This window comes from Brevibacillus sp. NRS-1366 (genome assembly GCF_050467985.1).
This window is the reverse complement of record NZ_JBITPN010000019.1, coordinates 137275-155348: the sequence shown is the minus strand read 5'-3', so window position 1 is coordinate 155348 and position 18074 is coordinate 137275. Positions and strand designations below refer to the sequence as shown.

Sequence of the window (18074 nt, the reverse complement as noted above, 5' to 3'; positions counted from 1 at the left end):
ATTTGCTAATGTAAGAGAGACGTAAGCGACTTACAAGAATAAGAGAGATAAGGAAATGCATGCTATGTTATCGAAATTGGTGACTCGCGAACAGGCTGTAGAACAGGTACAGGATGGTATCCGACTGATGCATGGCGGCTTCGGTACGATTGGTTCACCCGCATTATTGATTGATACGATCTTGCAGAAGGGCGTGCACAGTTTGACGCTCATCGGGATTGATGCCGGGTATCCGGGTGTAGGAATAGGCAAATTGATCACTCATGGTCGGGTGAGACGTCTGATCACTACGCATATTGGCTCCAATCCCGAAGCCGGTCAGCAAATGATGGACGGGAAACTCGAAGTGACATTTTGTCCACAAGGGATTTTCGCAGAAAAGATTCGTGCGGGAGGTGTTGGCATCCCCGGAATCGTTGTGGATGCAAATATGGGAGGAGAGGCGACGGAAGGAGGAGAGCCAGTCATCTTTGCCGGAAGGCCCTGTCGGATTGAACCGGCGATTACGGCTGAAGTAGGGATCGTCTATGCGAAACAAGCGGACACGTACGGAAATCTCATTTATGACAAGGCGGCGAGAAATCTGAATCCTTTGGTAGCGATGGCTTCAGATATCACCATCGCTGAGGTGGAAGACATTGTTCCTGTAGGAGAATTGGACCCGGAGAAAATCGTGACGCCTGGTATCTTTGTGGATTGGATTGTGACGCGCGGCGGAGGGAGTTACTAATGGGTCTGGAAATGGATCAGCGAAATATGATCGCGAGACGTGCAGCCAAAGAGATAGACCCCGGGATGGCTGTTAATCTAGGGATCGGGATTCCCGAGCTGGTTGCAGATTTTATCCCGAATGAATGGCAAGTGATGTTTCACTCGGTAAATGGAATCCTCGGGCTCGGACCTACGCCTTTAAAGGGTGAAGAAGATCAGCATATTTCCAATGCGGGTGGAGCGCCTGTAACCGTTGTGCCAGGGGCATCGTATTTCGACAGCACCATTGCTTATGGCATGATCCGCAGAAGGAAGCTCGATGTAGCTTTTATTGGGGCTCTGCAGGTGAACCGCAAAGGCGACTTGGCAAACTGGATCGTTCCTGGATCACGTGTTCATGGTCTCGGTGGCGGAGCAGAGCTGGCGTTCTACGCAAAAAAAGTGATTGTACTGATGAGTCATGTTGATCCCAAAGGAGAGCCGAAAATTCTGAGGGAATGCACATTGCCGCTTACAGCAAAGCGTTGTGTCGATTTGATTATCACAGAGAGGGCAGTTATTGAAGTGACACAGAATGGATTGCTGCTGACAGAGGTCATGTACCCGTACTCTTTGGAAAATGTCATTTTGCATACCGGGGCGACTTTAAATATTTCAGAAAATTTACAACTGGTAGAGTAGCGAAACAAGAAAACGCTATCAAAAATGAGGGGGCTTACCAAATGAAAAAAACAATCAAGACTATCGCATGCGTATTATTCTCCATGTCACTTCTCGTGGGATGTAGCCAAGGCGCTTCTCCTAGCAGCAATGGGGGACAAGCGGCTGCACCAGCTGGCAATGCATCTTCTATGACAAAAGAGGCGGGAGTATTCATTTACGCCGCATCAGGTGAATACCAGCCATTCAGTTATTTCAAAGACGCTCAATTGACCGGATTTGATGTCGAAATCGGTAATGAGATCGCCAAGCGCCTGGGTCTTGAGCCAAAGGCAGTGACCTCGCCATTTTCGGGGATTATTGCTGGCGTAAAAGAAGGGCGCTACGATGCGGCAATTGCCAGCCATGCGATTACGGAAGAGCGGAAGCAGCAGATTGATTTCGCTGAGCCGTACTACTTGTCCGGCGGGCAGCTGTTTACACGCCCAGACGGCACGATCAGCACACTCGAAGAATTGAAAGGCAAGGAAGTGGCGGTTGCTCTGGGCACCACACATGAAAAAATGGCGCGTGAGTATACGGATAACATCAAGACTTATGACAGTGATGTAACTGCCCTGCGTGCCATGGAGCAAGGAAAACATGATGTGGTGATTACCGATAGCGTCGTAGGAGAGATTGCCATCCAACAAGGTTTGAAAATCAAGAAAAGCGGAGCAGCCCTATCAGAAGTTCAGCATGGAATCGCTGTACGAAAAGGAAACACAGAATTGCTGAACAAGATTAACGAAGCTTTGAAGCAAATACATGAAGACGGTACCTACGTCAAATTGAGTGAAAAGTATTTCAATCGTGATATCAGCAAAAACGAATAGGCATTTCTCATACCGCCTGCCGTACCCTTGGACACAAAGGCATGGCAGGTACATTCCATTACAAGCGAGGGGTGGCATCGAGTGCCCAGTTTTGCACATCTGACAGAAGAATTTTTCCGCACATTGCCGTTTTTTTGGAAGCCATTGCTACTGACGTTCGAATTGACGATCGCTTCCGTCATTGTAGGTTCTCTTATTGGGTTGTTTGTCGCGCTTTTAAAGGTATCCAAGATCCCTGTGGCGGCGTTTATCGCCAATGTTTACATCATGGTCATCCGCGGCACTCCGCTGATCGTTCAGATTTTTGTTCTCTATTTCGGTTTTTATAAAGTCATCGATCTCGGTCAATTTTGGTCGGCCGCCCTCGCTCTGGCGATCCATAGCGGAGCTTACATCGCGGAAATTTTCCGGGGGTCTATCCAGTCGATCGATAAAGGACAGATGGAGGCGGGATTGTCTTTGGGTATGTCCGCTCGCCAAACCATGCGCCGTATCATTTTGCCGCAAGCCTTGAAAAGGTCCATTCCGCCACTCGGCAACCAGTTTATCTTGTCGCTAAAGGAGTCGTCTCTGGCAGCGTTCATTGCGATGGACGAATTGTTCTCTCTGGCACGCCGCTTGTCTGCGGAAACCTTCGATGAAATGACGTATTTTTTGATCGTGGCCTTTTACTACCTGGTGGTTGTCATGATATTTACGTATATTGTCCACCTGATGGAAAAGCGTTTGGCCAAAGGAGACGCGTAAAGCGCTGGGGGGAAAACGATGGATAACAAACAAGAAATGATACGTGTGCAAAATCTGAAGAAAAGCTTTGGTCAGGTAGAAGTTCTCAAAGATGTTACCTTGCAAGTAGGCAAGGGTGAGGTCGTGGTTTTAATTGGTGCGAGTGGATCTGGAAAGAGTACCTTGATCAGATGCATCAATTTTCTGGAAATCAAAGACGGCGGAGAAATCTTCATTGAAGGGAAAAGCGTGGATGCGAAAAAGGACGATTTGACGAAGGTCCGTCAAAAAGTTGGGATGGTGTTCCAGCACTTCAATCTGTTTCCGCACAAAACGGTTTTGGAAAACATCATGGAGGCCCCTTTGATCGCAAAGAAGGCGGACAAGGAAAAAACTAAGCAGGAAGCGCTCCGGCTGTTGCAGAAGGTAGGTCTGTCTGAAAAGGCTGACGTCTATCCATCAAGCCTCTCCGGTGGACAGAAGCAGCGTGTGGCTATCGCACGTTCGCTAGCGATGAAGCCAGAGATCATGCTGTTCGACGAGCCTACATCAGCCCTTGATCCCGAGCTGGTCGGAGAAGTCCTGGAGACGATGAAGCAGCTGGCCCAAGAGGGGATGACGATGATCATCGTGACGCATGAGATGGGGTTTGCCAAGGAAGTGGCTGATTGGGTTGCTTTCATGAATCAAGGCAGGATTGTCGAGATGGCACGGCCTGAGGAGATTTTTAACAATCCGAAGGAAGAACGTACGAGAGAATTTTTGAACCGGGTATTGTAGAGAGACAAAATGAAGGGAGCATTGGCATGAGAGAAGTTGTAATCGTATCGGGGGTGCGCAGTGCAGTTGGCGCATTCGGTAAAAGTCTGCGGGACACTGCAGCCACAGAACTGGGACGTCAGGTTTTGGAAGGCTTGATGAAGCAGGCAGCTTTTCCGAAGCAGAAAGTCAATGAAGTCATTTTTGGAAATGGTTACGTACATGGAGGAGGGCTTAATGCTGCCCGCATCAGCTCACAGCTGGCCGGATTTCCCCGTGACGTGTACGGGCACATCGTCATCAAAGCGTGCGGTTCGGGTTTGAAAGCCATTAGCAGCGCTGCTTTGGCCATTACTGCGGGACAGGAAGATGTTGTGGTAGCAGGCGGTGTGGAGAGTATGAGTAACGTTCCCTATTTGGTAAAGAACAGATGGGGGAGCAAATTCGGTAACTTGACCATGGAGGATGCACTTTTGTCCGATGGCTTGATCTGCTCGCTTGAGGGTGAGCACATGGGCATGACTGCAGAAAGACTAGCCGCGGAGTACGGGATCTCGCGTGAGGAGCAGGACCAATTTGCCTTTGAGAGCCACAGGAAGGCAGCGGCAGCCATCGAATCGGGCAAGTTCTCGGGTGAGATCGTGCCGATTGAGATCAAGGAGCGCAAAGGGATTCGGATTTTTGAGCAGGATGAATCTGTGCGGCAAGATATCAAGCTGGAGGAGCTCGCAAAGCTGCGCAGCGTGTTCCAAAAAGAGGGGACGATCACCGCGGGAAATGCTTGTCCGATGAATGATGGAGCAGCAGCCGTATTGATGATGTCTCGCGAAAAGGCTGTTGAAGCCGGGTTGATGCCACTGGTGAAAATAAAGGCGTTTGCCAGTGCTGGAGTTGAACCTGGCGTAATGGGGATCGGGCCAGTGCCAGCGACAAAAAAAGCGCTGGAAAAAGCGGGCTTGACACTCGATGAGATCGGACTTATTGAACTGAACGAAGCTTTTGCCGCACAAGCTTTGGCTGTGATCAAAAGCCTGGAACTGGACCTGGGCAAGGTGAACGTCAATGGAGGGGCGATCGCCCTGGGCCATCCGGTAGGAGCGACTGGCGCAAAACTGACTGTGACCCTGATGAACGAAATGATTCGCAGCCGAGTAAAGTATGGCATGGTGACGCTTTGCATGGCAGGCGGGATGGGCATGTCGGTGATTTATGAAAACTTGACACTCTAAAACGCAAGAGGACGACATACCAAAAGCCGGCGCTTCCTATGGAGAGGAATGCAGCCGGCTTTTGGTATTGGTAAGCAAATGGATGCGATCTACATTTCTTCAGGGGCTGCCAGACCGAGCAGACGCAGACCTTCCTTGAGGACCGCAACTACTGCCGCTACGAGCTGGAGACGGGAAGCTTTCACATCTTCTTCCTCCGCGAGAATGCGGACATTGGCATAAAACTTATTGAAAGACTGAGCCAGATCAATCACGTATTTACCAATTTGAGACGGATCGAAATGGTCTGCTGCCCGTTCGATGACTTCTGGGAAGCCGTTCAACAAAGTAATGACTGCCCATGCTTCCTTGCTGTGGAGTGAGCCTGCGGCAAGGTTGACAGTGGAGGTGTGCTGGTAGTTTCCTTTGCGCAGAAGCGAGCATGCACGAGCGTGTGTGTATTGTACGTACGGTCCTGTTTCGCCTTCAAAGGTGAGCATTTCTTCCCAAGAGAAATTGATGTCGTTCAAGCGGTAGTTTTTCAGGTCGTGGAAAATGACAGCGCCTACCCCAACCTGACGGGAGATCTCTTCTTTGTTAGCCAAGGAAGGATTTTTCTCCTCGATTACTTTCTGTACATCCGAAATGGCTTGTGCCAATACTTCTTCCAGCAGAACGACCTTCCCTTTGCGGGTAGACATTTTCTTGCCGTCCTTCAGCATCATGCCGAATGGGATGTGGTGCATATCTGCCGACCAGGAATAGCCCATTTTCTCCAGTACTTTATAGAGCTGCTGGAAGTGCAGACGCTGTTCATTCCCAACGACGTAGAGCGCTTTGGCGAAATCATACGTTTCGTGACGATACAAGGCAGCGGCCAGATCGCGGGTTGCATACAAGGTCGCGCCATCCGATTTTTTGATCAGGCAAGGCGGCATGTTGTACTCGTCGAGATTGACGACCAACGCTCCGTCTGATTCGGTCAGGAGACCTTTTTGCTCCAAAAGGGTAACGATGCGATCCATTTTGTCGTTGTAGAAGGCTTCCCCGTTTGTGGAGTCAAACGACACGTTCATCAGATCGTAAATTTTCATGAACTCTTTTAACGATTCATCACGGAACCAATTCCACAGATGTTCTGCTTCTGCGTCGCCGTCTTCCAGCTTCTTGAACCATTCGCGACCTTGGTCTTCGAGAGAGGAGTCATGTTCTGCTTCCTCGTGAAAGCGAACGTACAGGCTCAGCAGTTCTTTAATGGGCTCGGCTTTTACCTTTTCTTCGTCTCCCCACAGGCGATAGGCCACAATCAGCTTGCCGAATTGTGTACCCCAGTCACCCAGGTGGTTGATGCGAACAGGCTCGTAGCCTTGTTTTTCCATGATGTTGGCGATAGCATTTCCGATAACAGTAGAACGCAGGTGGCCCATTGAAAAAGGCTTGGCGATGTTTGGAGAGGAGAGGTCAATGGGCACCTTGCGACCTTGTCCGAGGTTGCTGTCGCCGTATTTGCTGCCTTCGGTAATAATCGTTCCGATTACTTGTGCAGCTACATTTTCTTGATCCAGGAAGAAGTTTACATATGGTCCTACTGCTTTTGCTTCTTGCAAGGGAGCGCCAGAGAATTGTCCAGCCAGCTCAGTGGCGATCATCGGTGGTGCCTTCCGGAGTGCTTTTGCCAACTGGAAGCAAGGGAACGCGATATCTCCCATGGATGGGTTTGGCGGTGTCTCCAGCATGGCGTATACGTTTTCTGTTGTAAATGTGTCCACGCCTAGCTGTTTGAGAGCGGAGGCGATCTTTTCTGCTACTTGGTGTTTGTAACTCATTATGATTCTCCTTTCTGATCTGAAAAAAAGGGTAAATGCCGAGAAAATAGAAAAAACCCCTGCGTCTCCTTCAAAAAGAGACGAGAGGTTGTACTCCCGCGGTGCCACTCTTGTTGTTTTTGTCTCCTTATTAAAAAAGGAACAAAAACCGCTTAATCTGCGATAACGGGCAGTCCCGGCAAAACCCTACACAATCCGTTGTATCACGTTCACAACTAAGATGTTCAGGACGCATCTCCGAGGGGCGCTTCCTCACATTGTACTGGCATCGGGCTCACACCATCCCCAACTCGCTTAGGCTGCACATATGGAGTACTATCCTCATCCACGATTCGTATTGTCTATAGCATTATAGCTGGTGAGCACCCTATTACGCAACTCACTCCTCCGATTTTTTCAGGATCTCGTCCAGGGAAGCGAAGTATTCCTTTGTCAGCTTTTCTTTTTCCTCAGCACTCATGCCCTCGGAAGCTGTCCATTGCTGCTTGAACTTTTCCAGTTGTTCCAGCATAGCGAGCTCTGCTGCCGCATCTTCCTCGAGATCATAATTTTCGGAAGGGTCAAAGGGAATCAGGCGATTGTCGTTGCCGCTGCGCAAATAAGCGGAGCGCCAATGATCAGGAAAACAGTATGGCTGCTCACCAAACATAAGGGCGAGGACATCATCGGAATCAATCGGCAATAAATGATCGTAATCGTCTCTACGTCCGCCCTCGGATAAATTGATGTGGGACAGGAAATAGCGGAGGAAATGCTCACCGGTCTCGGCATTTTTGACGATGGAATACGTTTCAAACTCGGTTTTCTCCAACTCTTTGATCGTCTCCAGACAGGACAAAAATTCGTCCTTTTCACGAGGGAGTAATGAGTCCATAATCGTATCGTTCCTTTCGTTTTGCTGGGTAAGCCCCATGATAGCAAAAGCCACTCGCTCTGACAATGAATGCGGGGTAGTCGAAATAAAAAATAAATGAAACCTGTCACAAAAAGGCGTTAGCTGGTTCAAATGAATGTCGTTGTTCAAAGGACTTGGCATACCTCGAAAAAGACACCCTAGTTACGATTAAGCGCGAAGAGGCAGAACAAGCGGCATTAGAAATGCTCGCCAAATATAACTTTCAGGTGAAATCGTGAAGGAGCCGTAACAAACAAAAAAGGGCTATCCCGCCGCCACTCAGATGGCTTTCGGGATAGCCCTTTCTCTACTCATTAACTAACACTCGTCACACGAACACCCAACAATGACCAGCAGGATAAACAGTACGAGCACCAATGCGAAGCTTTCGCCGAAAAAGCCATTTCCGCAGTAGGAAGTACTCATGTTTGTTTCCCCTCCTTTCCGTTATGCTCTAGTCTATACACGAATGCACAGATTGGCGTGGGCGAATGACTAGTGCCCAAAAAAATGGGCGCAGGTCGAGCAAATCGCAGTAAATAATAGACAAATTCTCAATTGACGAAGAGACAGGGGGGTGTTAAGATACTGTCAAACCTTAAAAACAATTGACAAAGATCGAATAACTTAATAACATTGTACGACTCTTATCCAGAGAGGCAGAGGGACTGGCCTGATGAAGCCTCGGCAACCGGTAAAAATCCGGTGCCAATTCCAGCAAAGCTACGTGCTTTGAAAGATAAGAGGATGGTTCAGGCGTTGCTGTATCCGCGGACAAATCCTCTTCTTTCTAAAAGAAGGGGATTTTTTTCGTCCCCGATTAAATAAATAAGCCAAAGCAGTGGAGAAGGAGCAAGTGAATGAAACCTACTTTTCGTGAACAACTTTCCCGAAAAATTCTGATTTTGGATGGTGCGATGGGGACCATGCTGCAGCAGGCAAACCTGACTGCAGATGATTTCGGCGGAGAGGAATACGACGGTTGTAATGAACTGTTGAATTTAACCAGACCCGATGTGATCCGTTCCATTCATGAAAAATACTTGGAAGCAGGGGCTGACATCGTTGAAACCAATACGTTTGGTGCAGCTTCAGTCGTATTGGCCGAGTATGATGTAGCAGACAAGGACCTGGAAATTAACATCGCGGCAGCCAGGTTGGCAAGAGAAGCTGTGGATGCCTATTCGACAGAGGAGTGGCCACGCTATGTGGCTGGCGCCATGGGTCCAACGACCAAAACGCTCTCACTGACAGGCGGCGTTACGTTTGATGAACTCGTTGAGGCGTACTACCGCCAGGCAAAAGGACTCATCATCGGTGGTTCTGATGTTCTTCTACTGGAAACCTCGCAAGACACGCTAAACGTCAAGGCTGGAGGCATCGGGATCCGCAAGGCGTTTGCGGAGCTGGAAAAAGAGATTCCGGTCATGCTGTCTGGAACAATCGAGCCGATGGGAACCACTCTTGCTGGCCAAAACATCGAAGCGTTCTACTTTTCCCTGGAGCACTTGAAGCCAGTCTCCATTGGTTTGAACTGTGCGACAGGGCCAGAATTCATGCGTGATCACCTGCGTACGTTATCCGGGCTGGCACAGTGCGGGGTGAGTTGTTATCCCAATGCCGGATTGCCGGATGAGAACGGTCATTATCACGAAACACCACAGGGACTTGCAGCCAAAATGCGTGCTTTTGCAGAACAAGGGTGGTTGAACGTAGCTGGTGGATGCTGCGGGACGACTCCAGATCATATCAGGGCGCTGGCAGAAGAACTGAAAGACTGCAAGCCGCGGGCAAGCGTCACTGAACCAGTGAGTGCCGTCTCTGGTATAGAGGTTGTTTATGTTGAAGACGACAATCGTCCTCTCTTGGTAGGAGAACGTACCAACGTAATCGGTTCCAAAAAATTTCGGGATCTGATCAAAGACGGGCTTTACGAAGAAGCATCAGATATTGCCCGAGCCCAAGTGAAGCGCGGCGCACACGTCATCGACATCTGTTTGGCTGACCCCGATCGCGACGAATATGAAGATATGGAAAAATTCTTGCAATTTATCGCGAAAAAAGTGAAGGCGCCACTGATGATCGACTCAACAGACGCCAAAGTGATGGAGCTGGGACTGCGTTATTCCCAAGGAAAGGCGATTCTCAACTCTATCAACCTGGAGGATGGACTAGAGCGATTTGAAGAGGTCGCTCCGTTGATTCATAAATTCGGTGCCGCTGTTGTAGTCGGAACGATTGAGGAAGCGGGCATGGCAGTCACGCGCGAAAAGAAGCTGGAAGTAGCCAAGCGCTCTTATGATATTCTGGTCAACCAATACGGAGTAAAGCCGCAAGACATCATCTTTGACCCGCTTGTCTTCCCTGTAGGAACCGGTGATGAGCAATATATTGGTTCCGCAAAAGAGACGGTAGAGGGTATTCGATTGATCAAACAAGCGATGCCAGAATGTAAGACAATCCTTGGCGTGAGTAACGTTTCCTTTGGATTGCCGGCAGCAGGACGTGAAGTGCTGAACGCCGTGTTCTTGTACCACACGACAGTAGCGGGTCTGGATTACGCCATTGTGAACACGGAGAAGCTGGAGCGTTATGCCTCGATTCCTGAGAACGAAAGAAAACTGGCTGAAGCCCTTTTGTTTGAGACAAACGACGAGACCTTGGCAGCTTTCACCGATTTTTATCGGCAGAAGAAAAAGGATGTCAGTGTAGAAGTATCCTCCCTCACCCTGGAGGAAAGATTGGCCCGCTATGTAGTCGAAGGCTCCAAGGACGGACTGATCGAAGACCTGAAGCTGGCTTTGGAAAAATACGTGCCGTTAGAGATCATCAATGGTCCGCTGATGACCGGGATGGAAGAGGTAGGCCGCCTGTTCAATGGAAACCAGCTCATTGTAGCTGAAGTATTGCAAAGCGCAGAAGTAATGAAAGCATCCGTATCTTTTTTAGAGCCGTTCATGGAAAAGTCGGATGCAGCCGCAAAAGGAAAAATCCTCTTGGCTACGGTCAAAGGCGACGTGCATGACATCGGCAAGAACTTGGTCGAAATCATCTTGGCAAACAACGGGTATGAAGTAGTCAATCTCGGGATCAAGGTGCCGCCTGAGCAGTTGATTGCGGCATGCAGGGAACAGAAACCAGATGCCATCGGCTTGTCAGGTCTACTCGTTAAATCAGCGCAACAGATGGTCATTACCGCGCAGGATTTGCGCGAAGCAGGAATTGACGTCCCGATGATGGTAGGGGGCGCTGCCCTCACTCGCAAATTCACGTCGAATCGGATTGCGCCTGAGTACAAAGGAATTGTGTTGTATGCAAAAGATGCGATGGACGGACTTGATCTCGTAAATCGTCTGCAAAATCCTCTAGAACGTGATCGACTTGTAGAAGAGCAGCAAAACTTGTTGGAGGCCGCGGCCACCGTACAACCGATAGTGGAAGCTAAAAAAGCGCCACTCCCTGCGCGCTCTGCAATCAGCCGGACAGCACCGATTCATTTGCCGCCTGATTGCGATCGACATGTGTTGCGTCAATACCCGATCAGCCATTTACAGCCTTATCTGAATCTACGGATGCTCTTGGGAAAACATTTAGGGGTTCGCGGGAATGTCGAAAAACTGATTGAGGCAGGCGACGAAAAAGTAGTTCAGCTGTACGATTTGGTTGAAGAGCTATTGACCGAAGCCAAACAGCAGGGCACGATCACTGCACATGGTGCGTATCAGTTTTTCCCAGCCCAAGCGGACGGCAACGACATTCTAGTCTACGATCCCAAAGACCACACCAAGCTCTTGGAGCGCTTCTCATTTCCGCGTCAGCCGGAAGAGCCGCACCTGTGCCTCTCTGACTTCTTGCGCCCTGTAGAGAGCGGGGAGATGGATTACGTCGGATTCTTGACGGTAACAGCAGGAGGAGGGATTCGGGAGCTTTCCACCGAGCTGAAGGAGCGGGGAGACTACTTGCGCTCTCATGTACTCCAAGCGTTGGCGCTTGAGCTGGCAGAAGCCTTTGCCGAACGTGTTCACCACATTATGCGTGACGGCTGGGGGATTCCTGATCCGCCGGAAATGACGATGCTGGAGCGTTTCGGTGCTCGTTATCAAGGGATTCGTGTATCGTTCGGATATCCGGCTTGCCCGAACTTGGAGGATCAAGCACAGTTGTTCCGCCTTTTGCAGCCTGAAAACATCGGTATTCACTTGACGGAGGGCTTCATGATGGAGCCGGAAGCTTCCGTGTCAGCGATGGTATTTGCCCATCCAGAAGCTCGTTATTTTAATGCTGGCCCGTCGGTATTCGAAATATAAAAGGATGTTCAAAAAGTCCGGAAAACGGCACGGTTCTATAAATGAAAATTGATAAAGGAGAGAAGTGATTTCGTTGGCAACAAGCAAGAAAAATTTACAAGAGTATCTAAAGGACCACCTGCTGATCGGTGACGGAGCGATGGCAACCCAGCTTCATAGGCTGGGTGTCCCGGTGGGGGTCAGTTTCGAAGAGCTGTGCCTTTCCAATCCACGATTGGTCCATGATGTTCATGCTTCCTACTACCAGGCTGGGGCACGCTTTTTAGAAACGAATACATTTGCAGCGAATCGGGATGCTCTGGCGCGATACGGTCTGGAGCATAAGGTAGCACGGATCAATCGACTAGCTGTTGCCATTGCCCGGGAAGCAGCGCAGGAAGATGCCTATGTAGCAGGCAGCATCGGTTCGATCCTGGCAGGACGGGTACGGAAAAAAGTGCTGGACGAATATCGGGATCAGTACGAGGAACAGGCGATTGCCTTATTGCATGCGGGAGTTGACGGGGTCATTCTGGAGACCTTCCTTGACTTGGAGGAATTGCTTCTTGCCCTTGAGGTGATTCGTCCGCTTACAGACGTTCCTTTGATTGCCCAGCTCGCGACGCTGGAAGTAGGACGGACACGCGACGGATATTCGCTGACGGAAGCTTTTTCACAGCTAAAGGCAGCAGGGGCAGACGTCATTGGTCTGAATTGTCGACTTGGCCCAGCCGAAATATTGCGATCCTTTGAGCAAGTACAAATTCCAACAGATGCGATCTTGTCCGCTTTTCCAAACGCGGGACGCTTGGGGATGACAGATGGGGAGTACGCGTTCAAGTCATCGCCTGACTATTTTGCGGAAAGCGCGCTTCGACTGAGAGAGCAGGGGGTTCGACTGCTTGGCGGATGCTGCGGAACGACTCCTGAGCACGTGCAGGCAATGGCAACTGCCCTGAAATCGTTGGAACCACACGTGCGTGTCAATCCGACAGTTGTACCGGGAGACAGTCCTACGATTTCCGTTCAAAGTTCCCGACTTCATGATAAACCGAGCATCGTAGAGCGGGTGAAAACCGGAACCACGATCATTGTCGAGTTTGATCCTCCGCGGGATTTGGATGCTGAAAGTTTTCTTCACGGATGCTGCGAGCTGCACAAGGCTGGAGCAGACGCGATCACCTTGGCTGACAACTCACTGGCAACTGTGAGGATGAGCAATATGGCTCTCGGCGCGATGATGAAGGGCAGACATGGCATTGATCCGCTTTTGCACATCGCATGCCGTGACCGGAATCTGATCGGGCAACAGTCACATCTGATGGGGCTGCATGCCCTGGGAATTGATCAAATTTTGGTGATTACCGGCGACCCCTCCCGATTCGGTGATTTGCCTGGGGCAAGCTCTGTGTTTGATGTGACTTCGTTTGATCTGATCCGCATGGTGAAGCAGTTGAACGAAGGCGTCTCGTTCTCAGGTCGTCCATTGAAACAAAAGGCGCAGTTCATTGTTGGCGCTGCGTTTAATCCGAACGTGAGGAAGATTGAAGCAGCCATTGCGCGGTTGGAAAAGAAAGTGGAGGCAGGAGCGGACTACATTATGACGCAGCCTGTTTATGATGCAGAATCCATCAAGCTGGTCTACGAGTCTACCAAACATATCGGCATTCCAGTCTTTATCGGGATTATGCCATTGACCAGCTCGCGAAATGCGGAGTTCCTCCATAATGAGGTGCCTGGAATCAAGCTGTCTGCAGAGGCGCTGGAGCGGATGAAAAAGGTACAGGGAGAGGACGCGCGAAAAGAAGGGATTGCGATCGCCAAGGAATTGCTTGATACGGCCGTTCGCTACTTCAACGGAATCTACCTGATTACGCCATTCAATTATTACGCCATGGCGGCAGAGCTGGTCCAGTATGTTCGTCAGCAAAGCTCGCTGGTAAAGACTGTGGTACAGAGTTAACCCAATTTGGATCGATAAAACCGGAATACCGCAATGAATTTGTGATGGTAAAAAAGTGGATGGATACGAGTGCTATCGAACAGCACTTTGAAACACCTCACTTTATAACGTTTGATAAAAGAGCCATAGATCTGCTGCAAGAGCCTTTTCGTGTAGAAAAATACGGGGTACCACCAAACTTGTATAAATGATCAAAATGTTACCAGTCAAACAGTCCACCTTGTAAAAGGATCAGGGCTGTTTTTATTATTAGCGTTGGCTCGTATCAACCTTCCTTATTTGGAAAGACGAAGAGAGGAAGGAATGAAACGTATGTCTAATCAAATCATGGAACAGAGCTTAGGATACCAGGGGAGTCAGGGGTTCATTCCTCTTTCAATCCGAGATTCAAATTATTAGTTTAAGCGGGGCAGGACCTCCTTTGATTGCGGTTACGCCGGATAACTCCCGTGCTTACGTTCCAAATAGAATTTCCAATAATGTCTCCACCAGATTTGGGGGGCACAGCAGCCATTGAACGTATTATAGAGAGGAAAACAGTGCTTGAGAAGCTGATTGTTCTTCTATAGAACAGAAAAGAAATCGTAAAAAAACCAAGCTGACAAGAGGATCGGCTTGGTATTTTCGTCCAACTTTGAGATAGTGTTCGTGTTAGCCTGCTTGTCATTCACGGCTGGAGCGGACATTCCGGTCAACAGCCCGATTGACGGTGTTTGCGGCTCAGGATGAATGTCGCGGTCTGTAATATCCCAATTTTGCGGAAATTTCTTGGCTTGCCTCAACCACTTTCTTGGTGAGCAGGGGGAACTTTTGCCGTCCCATCCGCTGTTTGGGGCCGACGATGTTTAGCGCGGCGATGACGTTACCGGTGTAATCGCGGATCGGGGCAGCGATTGAATGGACGCCCTCCAGCAGCTCTTCAAAGCTGGTCGCGTAGCCATCGGCTCTGATTTTTTGCAAGCTATGCTCAAGGAATACGGGATCGGTTATCGTGTTGGGTGCCCTTTTGACCAGCGATTTTTCAATTTCCTGAAGAAACTCGCGATCCTTGTAAGCGAGCAAGACTTTCCCGGAGCTCGTGCAGTAAAGCGGGTTACGTCTGCCCACGTGAGTGAGGAAACGCACCTGGTGGTTGCACTCGATTTTCATCACGTAGATGATATCGTGCCCATCCTGGATGCCGATATGGGAGGTTTCTCCTACGGAGTCGACAAGCTTGCGAACGATCGGCAACGCTTCCGTATAGATGTCCAGATTGGAGGTGACCACGCCGCTCAGGGTGAGCACCGAGTAGCCCAGGCGATATTTCTGCGTGTCTGCTTCTTTCACGAGAAAGCCTTCGTTGGTCAAGGTCGTCACGAGACGATGGACTGTGCTTTTACCCAAACCGAGCGAAGCGGCAATTTCTGTAATCCCCTGGCTCGGCCGGTCAAGCGTATAGGATCGCAGGATGCGGAGGGCGTTGCTCACGGATGATAATGAACGTTTGTCCGTACTTTCTGTCATTGGGTCACGTCCCTTTCGTTTTTAAGTGAGGATTTTGCAAAAATCCATAGAGCTACTTCCGGAGCGAGTGGAACCAAATTTTGCTAAATCCTGATGTTTTTCATTTCTATTCAGAAAGTCAGTGCGACTACACGGCATTACTGGCCAAGCTGTTGAAATGTTGGCATAAAAGCAGAGGTTTTGACAGAACCGGTCTGTAACGGTCGCTGCCGGAGTAAAGAGCCGGGCGGGATAAAACTTGGCTTCATTATATAGAAAAGAGCCCGGGCTCAGCAATGACTATCCCGAGACGGTCATTTCCGTTGTGGACCAGACGGCGAAGGGAGATGGGTACGAAAATGCAAAAAAAAAATGAAAAAAATCTCACGCTGTTCTTCATAGAGGAACAGCGTTGTTTCTTTCGGCAAATGATCCATTTATATTATGGGTACAACATACACAAATTTCCGAATAGTAAGGAAGGTGTCATATGTCACTGAGTCTTGGAGTATTAGCGGCGCATGTCCCCTCGATATGCCATGAAACGGACGTTCCTGATTTCCAGCAGCCTTTGGTGAAGGCACTGTACCAGGTGAAAGCAGAAATCGACCAGCTTCAGCCAGACGTCATTGTCCTGATGTCCTGCCATTTTCCTGCGACATTTCACCATTACGTGAATTCGGCTCCCGTGCACAAAGGGTTGTTGACCGCAGTGGAATGCCCGGACCTGATCGCCGATGTCGCCTACAATTACCCGGGTGACGCAGAGCTGGCCAACCAGTTGGTTCAGGCAGGAAAAAATGCCGGTGTACCGGCGATCGCCTTCAACGAGCCGACTTACATGTGGGACTATGGAACGCTTGTGCCGCTACGCTATCTTGTTCCGCAGGCAAACATCCAGATTATCGACCTCTCTGTTTGCTGGGCGTCCAGCCTCGAGGAAAGCTATCTCTGGGGACAGCAAATCGCCAAGGTGCTGCAGGAGAGCGATAAACGCGCTGTGTTTGTCAGCAGTGGCGCACTCTCGCACAACCTTGTGCGCGGTCGCCACAATATGCCGACGCTGTCTGAACAGGCGATGGACAACCAATTCATCGACTATATCGTTTCGGGAGAGTACGGCCTGGCCCGGCAAATGCTTACCCAGTATGCGCGTATCGCCGGTGTGGAATCGGGCGGCCGTCATCTGGCCTCACTACTCGGCGTACTCGGTGATCAGTTCAAGGCGACGTATTTGGGATACGCCCAGTCATCCGGAAGCGGAAACGCTGTCTTTACCTTTCGCCCCAAATAAATCCACTAACTAAACATTGTAGCAGGAAACCATCATGCAACCAAATGTAAAACCAATCGATTGTCTGCACATTATCAATGGCGAGTTTGTATCGTCTGTCAACGGTTCGGTGTTTGAAAACATCAATCCGGCAACAGAAGAAGTGCTGGGAACCGTAGCGCTTGGCGGAAAAGAAGAGATCGAGCTTGCCGTAGCGGCAGCGAAGGAAGCGTTCAAAGGACCGTGGAAAAAAATGACGGCGACCGAGCGGGTGAACATCCTGCGCCGCGTGAGCGAGCTGATCATGGAACGACTGGAGGAATTGGCGGTAATCGCTCGATACCGGCAAACCGCTCTGGCTGTCCAAAAGCATCGACATCCCTCGTTCAGCGTATAACTTTCAGTTCTTTGCCGACTATATCCGCACGCTCGGTACAGAAGCTTCGCAATCGGATGACATCGCCCTGAACTACGCGATTCGCCGGCCACTTGGCGTAATCGGCCTGATCAATCCGTGGAATCTGCCGCTGCTGCTCTTGACCTGGAAGCTGGCTCCGGCACTCGCAGCGGGAAATACAGTCGTGATGAAACCGGCCGAGCTGACGCCGATGACGGCGACTGTTCTGGCGGAAATTTGCCGCGATGCGGGCGTTCCGGCCGGCGTGATCAACCTCGTGCACGGTTTCGGGCCTGATTCTGCTGGCGCTGCCCTGGCTGAGCATCCGGATGTAAACGGAATTTCGTTTACCGGCGAAACAACGATCGGCAAAATCATTATGCAAACGGCTGCCAAATCGCTCAAGCGTCTTTCCTACGAATTGGGCGGAAAAAATCCGAACATCATCTTTGCCGATTCCGATCTCGATGAAGTGATCGAAACGACGCTGAAATCGAGCTTTATCAACCAAGGGGAAGTTTGCTTATGCGGCTCGCGGATCTATGTCGAGCGCTCCGCCTACCAAGCGTTCCTCGACAAGTTCGTGGCGAAAGCAAAAGAACTCGTGGGTGGCGATCCGTTCCATGAAAAAACCAAGGTGGGCGCTTTGATCAGCGAAGAGCACTTCTACCGCGTATCAAGCTACATCGAGCTGGCCAAAGAAGAAGGCGGAGAAATCATCCTCGGCGGACGTCGCCCGGAAGGCTTGGAAAAAGGTTATTACCTGGAGCCGACGATCATTACCGGCTTGAACAACAACTGCCGCGTGGTCAAGGAAGAAATCTTCGGACCAGTCGTAACCGTGATTCCATTCGACACGGAAGAAGAAGTCATCGAAGCGGCCAACGATACGCATTACGGTCTCTCCGCAACGATCTGGACGAACAATTTGCGTCGGGCTCACCGCGTTGCCGGGCAAATCGAAGCGGGGATCATCGAGCTGACCAACGTCTGCATCAAGCTGTAGGAAG

The 18074-nt window shown here is 50.1% G+C and carries 13 protein-coding genes, 1 pseudogene and 1 riboswitch; of the genes and pseudogenes, 10 read left to right on the top strand and 4 right to left on the bottom strand.

Annotated elements, in window-relative coordinates:
* The first annotated feature begins 64 nt into the window (after positions 1–64).
* From ACIFQN_RS13100 to ACIFQN_RS13075, 6 genes are all read left to right on the top strand, one after another.
* Entirely contained in the window at positions 65–730 is a 666-nt protein-coding gene (locus tag ACIFQN_RS13100) for a CoA transferase subunit A (RefSeq protein ID WP_429833473.1), read from the top strand.
* Positions 730–1392, top strand: a complete 663-nt coding sequence (locus ACIFQN_RS13095; RefSeq protein ID WP_429833472.1) for a 3-oxoacid CoA-transferase subunit B — start codon at positions 730–732, stop codon at positions 1390–1392. The genes ACIFQN_RS13100 and ACIFQN_RS13095 overlap by 1 nt, the downstream gene beginning before the upstream one ends.
* Positions 1393–1433: 41 nt before the next feature.
* Positions 1434–2246: a transporter substrate-binding domain-containing protein gene (locus ACIFQN_RS13090; protein ID WP_429833471.1), complete on the top strand. Its 813-nt coding sequence runs from the start codon at positions 1434–1436 to the stop codon at positions 2244–2246.
* Positions 2247–2327: 81 nt separating this feature from the next.
* The gene (locus tag ACIFQN_RS13085) at positions 2328–2993 is read left to right on the top strand and encodes an amino acid ABC transporter permease (protein ID WP_429833470.1); all 666 of its coding nucleotides are present in this window, start codon (positions 2328–2330) and stop codon (positions 2991–2993) included.
* An 18-nt stretch (positions 2994–3011) separates the two neighbouring features.
* On the top strand, positions 3012–3752 hold the full coding sequence (locus ACIFQN_RS13080; protein WP_429833468.1) for an amino acid ABC transporter ATP-binding protein: 741 nt from the start codon (positions 3012–3014) through the stop codon (positions 3750–3752).
* Between the two features lie 26 nt (positions 3753–3778).
* Entirely contained in the window at positions 3779–4960 is a 1182-nt protein-coding gene (locus ACIFQN_RS13075) for a thiolase family protein (protein ID WP_429833467.1), read from the top strand.
* A gap of 89 nt (positions 4961–5049) precedes the next feature.
* On the opposite strand, the gene argS is transcribed toward ACIFQN_RS13075, so the two are convergent.
* The 3 genes from argS to ACIFQN_RS13060 form a co-directional block, all read right to left on the bottom strand.
* Positions 5050–6765, bottom strand: coding sequence for an arginine--tRNA ligase (argS, locus tag ACIFQN_RS13070; protein WP_429833466.1), 1716 nt, complete (start codon positions 6763–6765; stop codon positions 5050–5052).
* Between the two features lie 379 nt (positions 6766–7144).
* Positions 7145–7801 (bottom strand): hypothetical protein, encoded by a 657-nt coding sequence (locus tag ACIFQN_RS13065; RefSeq protein ID WP_429833465.1) that lies wholly within the window; start codon positions 7799–7801, stop codon positions 7145–7147.
* Between the two features lie 177 nt (positions 7802–7978).
* On the bottom strand, positions 7979–8086 hold the full coding sequence (locus ACIFQN_RS13060) for a YjcZ family sporulation protein (protein ID WP_429833464.1): 108 nt from the start codon (positions 8084–8086) through the stop codon (positions 7979–7981).
* 218 nt (positions 8087–8304) lie between these two features.
* Positions 8305–8406, top strand: a riboswitch (SAM riboswitch).
* A 114-nt stretch (positions 8407–8520) separates the two neighbouring features.
* Here ACIFQN_RS13060 and metH point away from each other — a divergent pair.
* Positions 8521–11967, top strand: a complete 3447-nt coding sequence (metH, locus tag ACIFQN_RS13055; RefSeq protein WP_429833463.1) for a methionine synthase — start codon at positions 8521–8523, stop codon at positions 11965–11967.
* A 73-nt stretch (positions 11968–12040) separates the two neighbouring features.
* The gene (locus ACIFQN_RS13050) at positions 12041–13909 is read left to right on the top strand and encodes a bifunctional homocysteine S-methyltransferase/methylenetetrahydrofolate reductase (RefSeq protein ID WP_429833462.1); all 1869 of its coding nucleotides are present in this window, start codon (positions 12041–12043) and stop codon (positions 13907–13909) included.
* A 720-nt stretch (positions 13910–14629) separates the two neighbouring features.
* Here ACIFQN_RS13050 and ACIFQN_RS13045 read toward each other — a convergent pair.
* Positions 14630–15415, bottom strand: coding sequence for an IclR family transcriptional regulator (locus tag ACIFQN_RS13045; RefSeq protein WP_429833461.1), 786 nt, complete (start codon positions 15413–15415; stop codon positions 14630–14632).
* A gap of 469 nt (positions 15416–15884) precedes the next feature.
* Here ACIFQN_RS13045 and ACIFQN_RS13040 point away from each other — a divergent pair, with 469 nt between their 5' ends.
* On the top strand, positions 15885–16688 hold the full coding sequence (locus ACIFQN_RS13040) for an extradiol ring-cleavage dioxygenase (protein WP_429833460.1): 804 nt from the start codon (positions 15885–15887) through the stop codon (positions 16686–16688).
* A 34-nt stretch (positions 16689–16722) separates the two neighbouring features.
* Positions 16723–18040: pseudogene (locus tag ACIFQN_RS13035) on the top strand (aldehyde dehydrogenase); the annotation flags it as partial.
* Positions 18041–18074 lie beyond the last annotated feature (34 nt).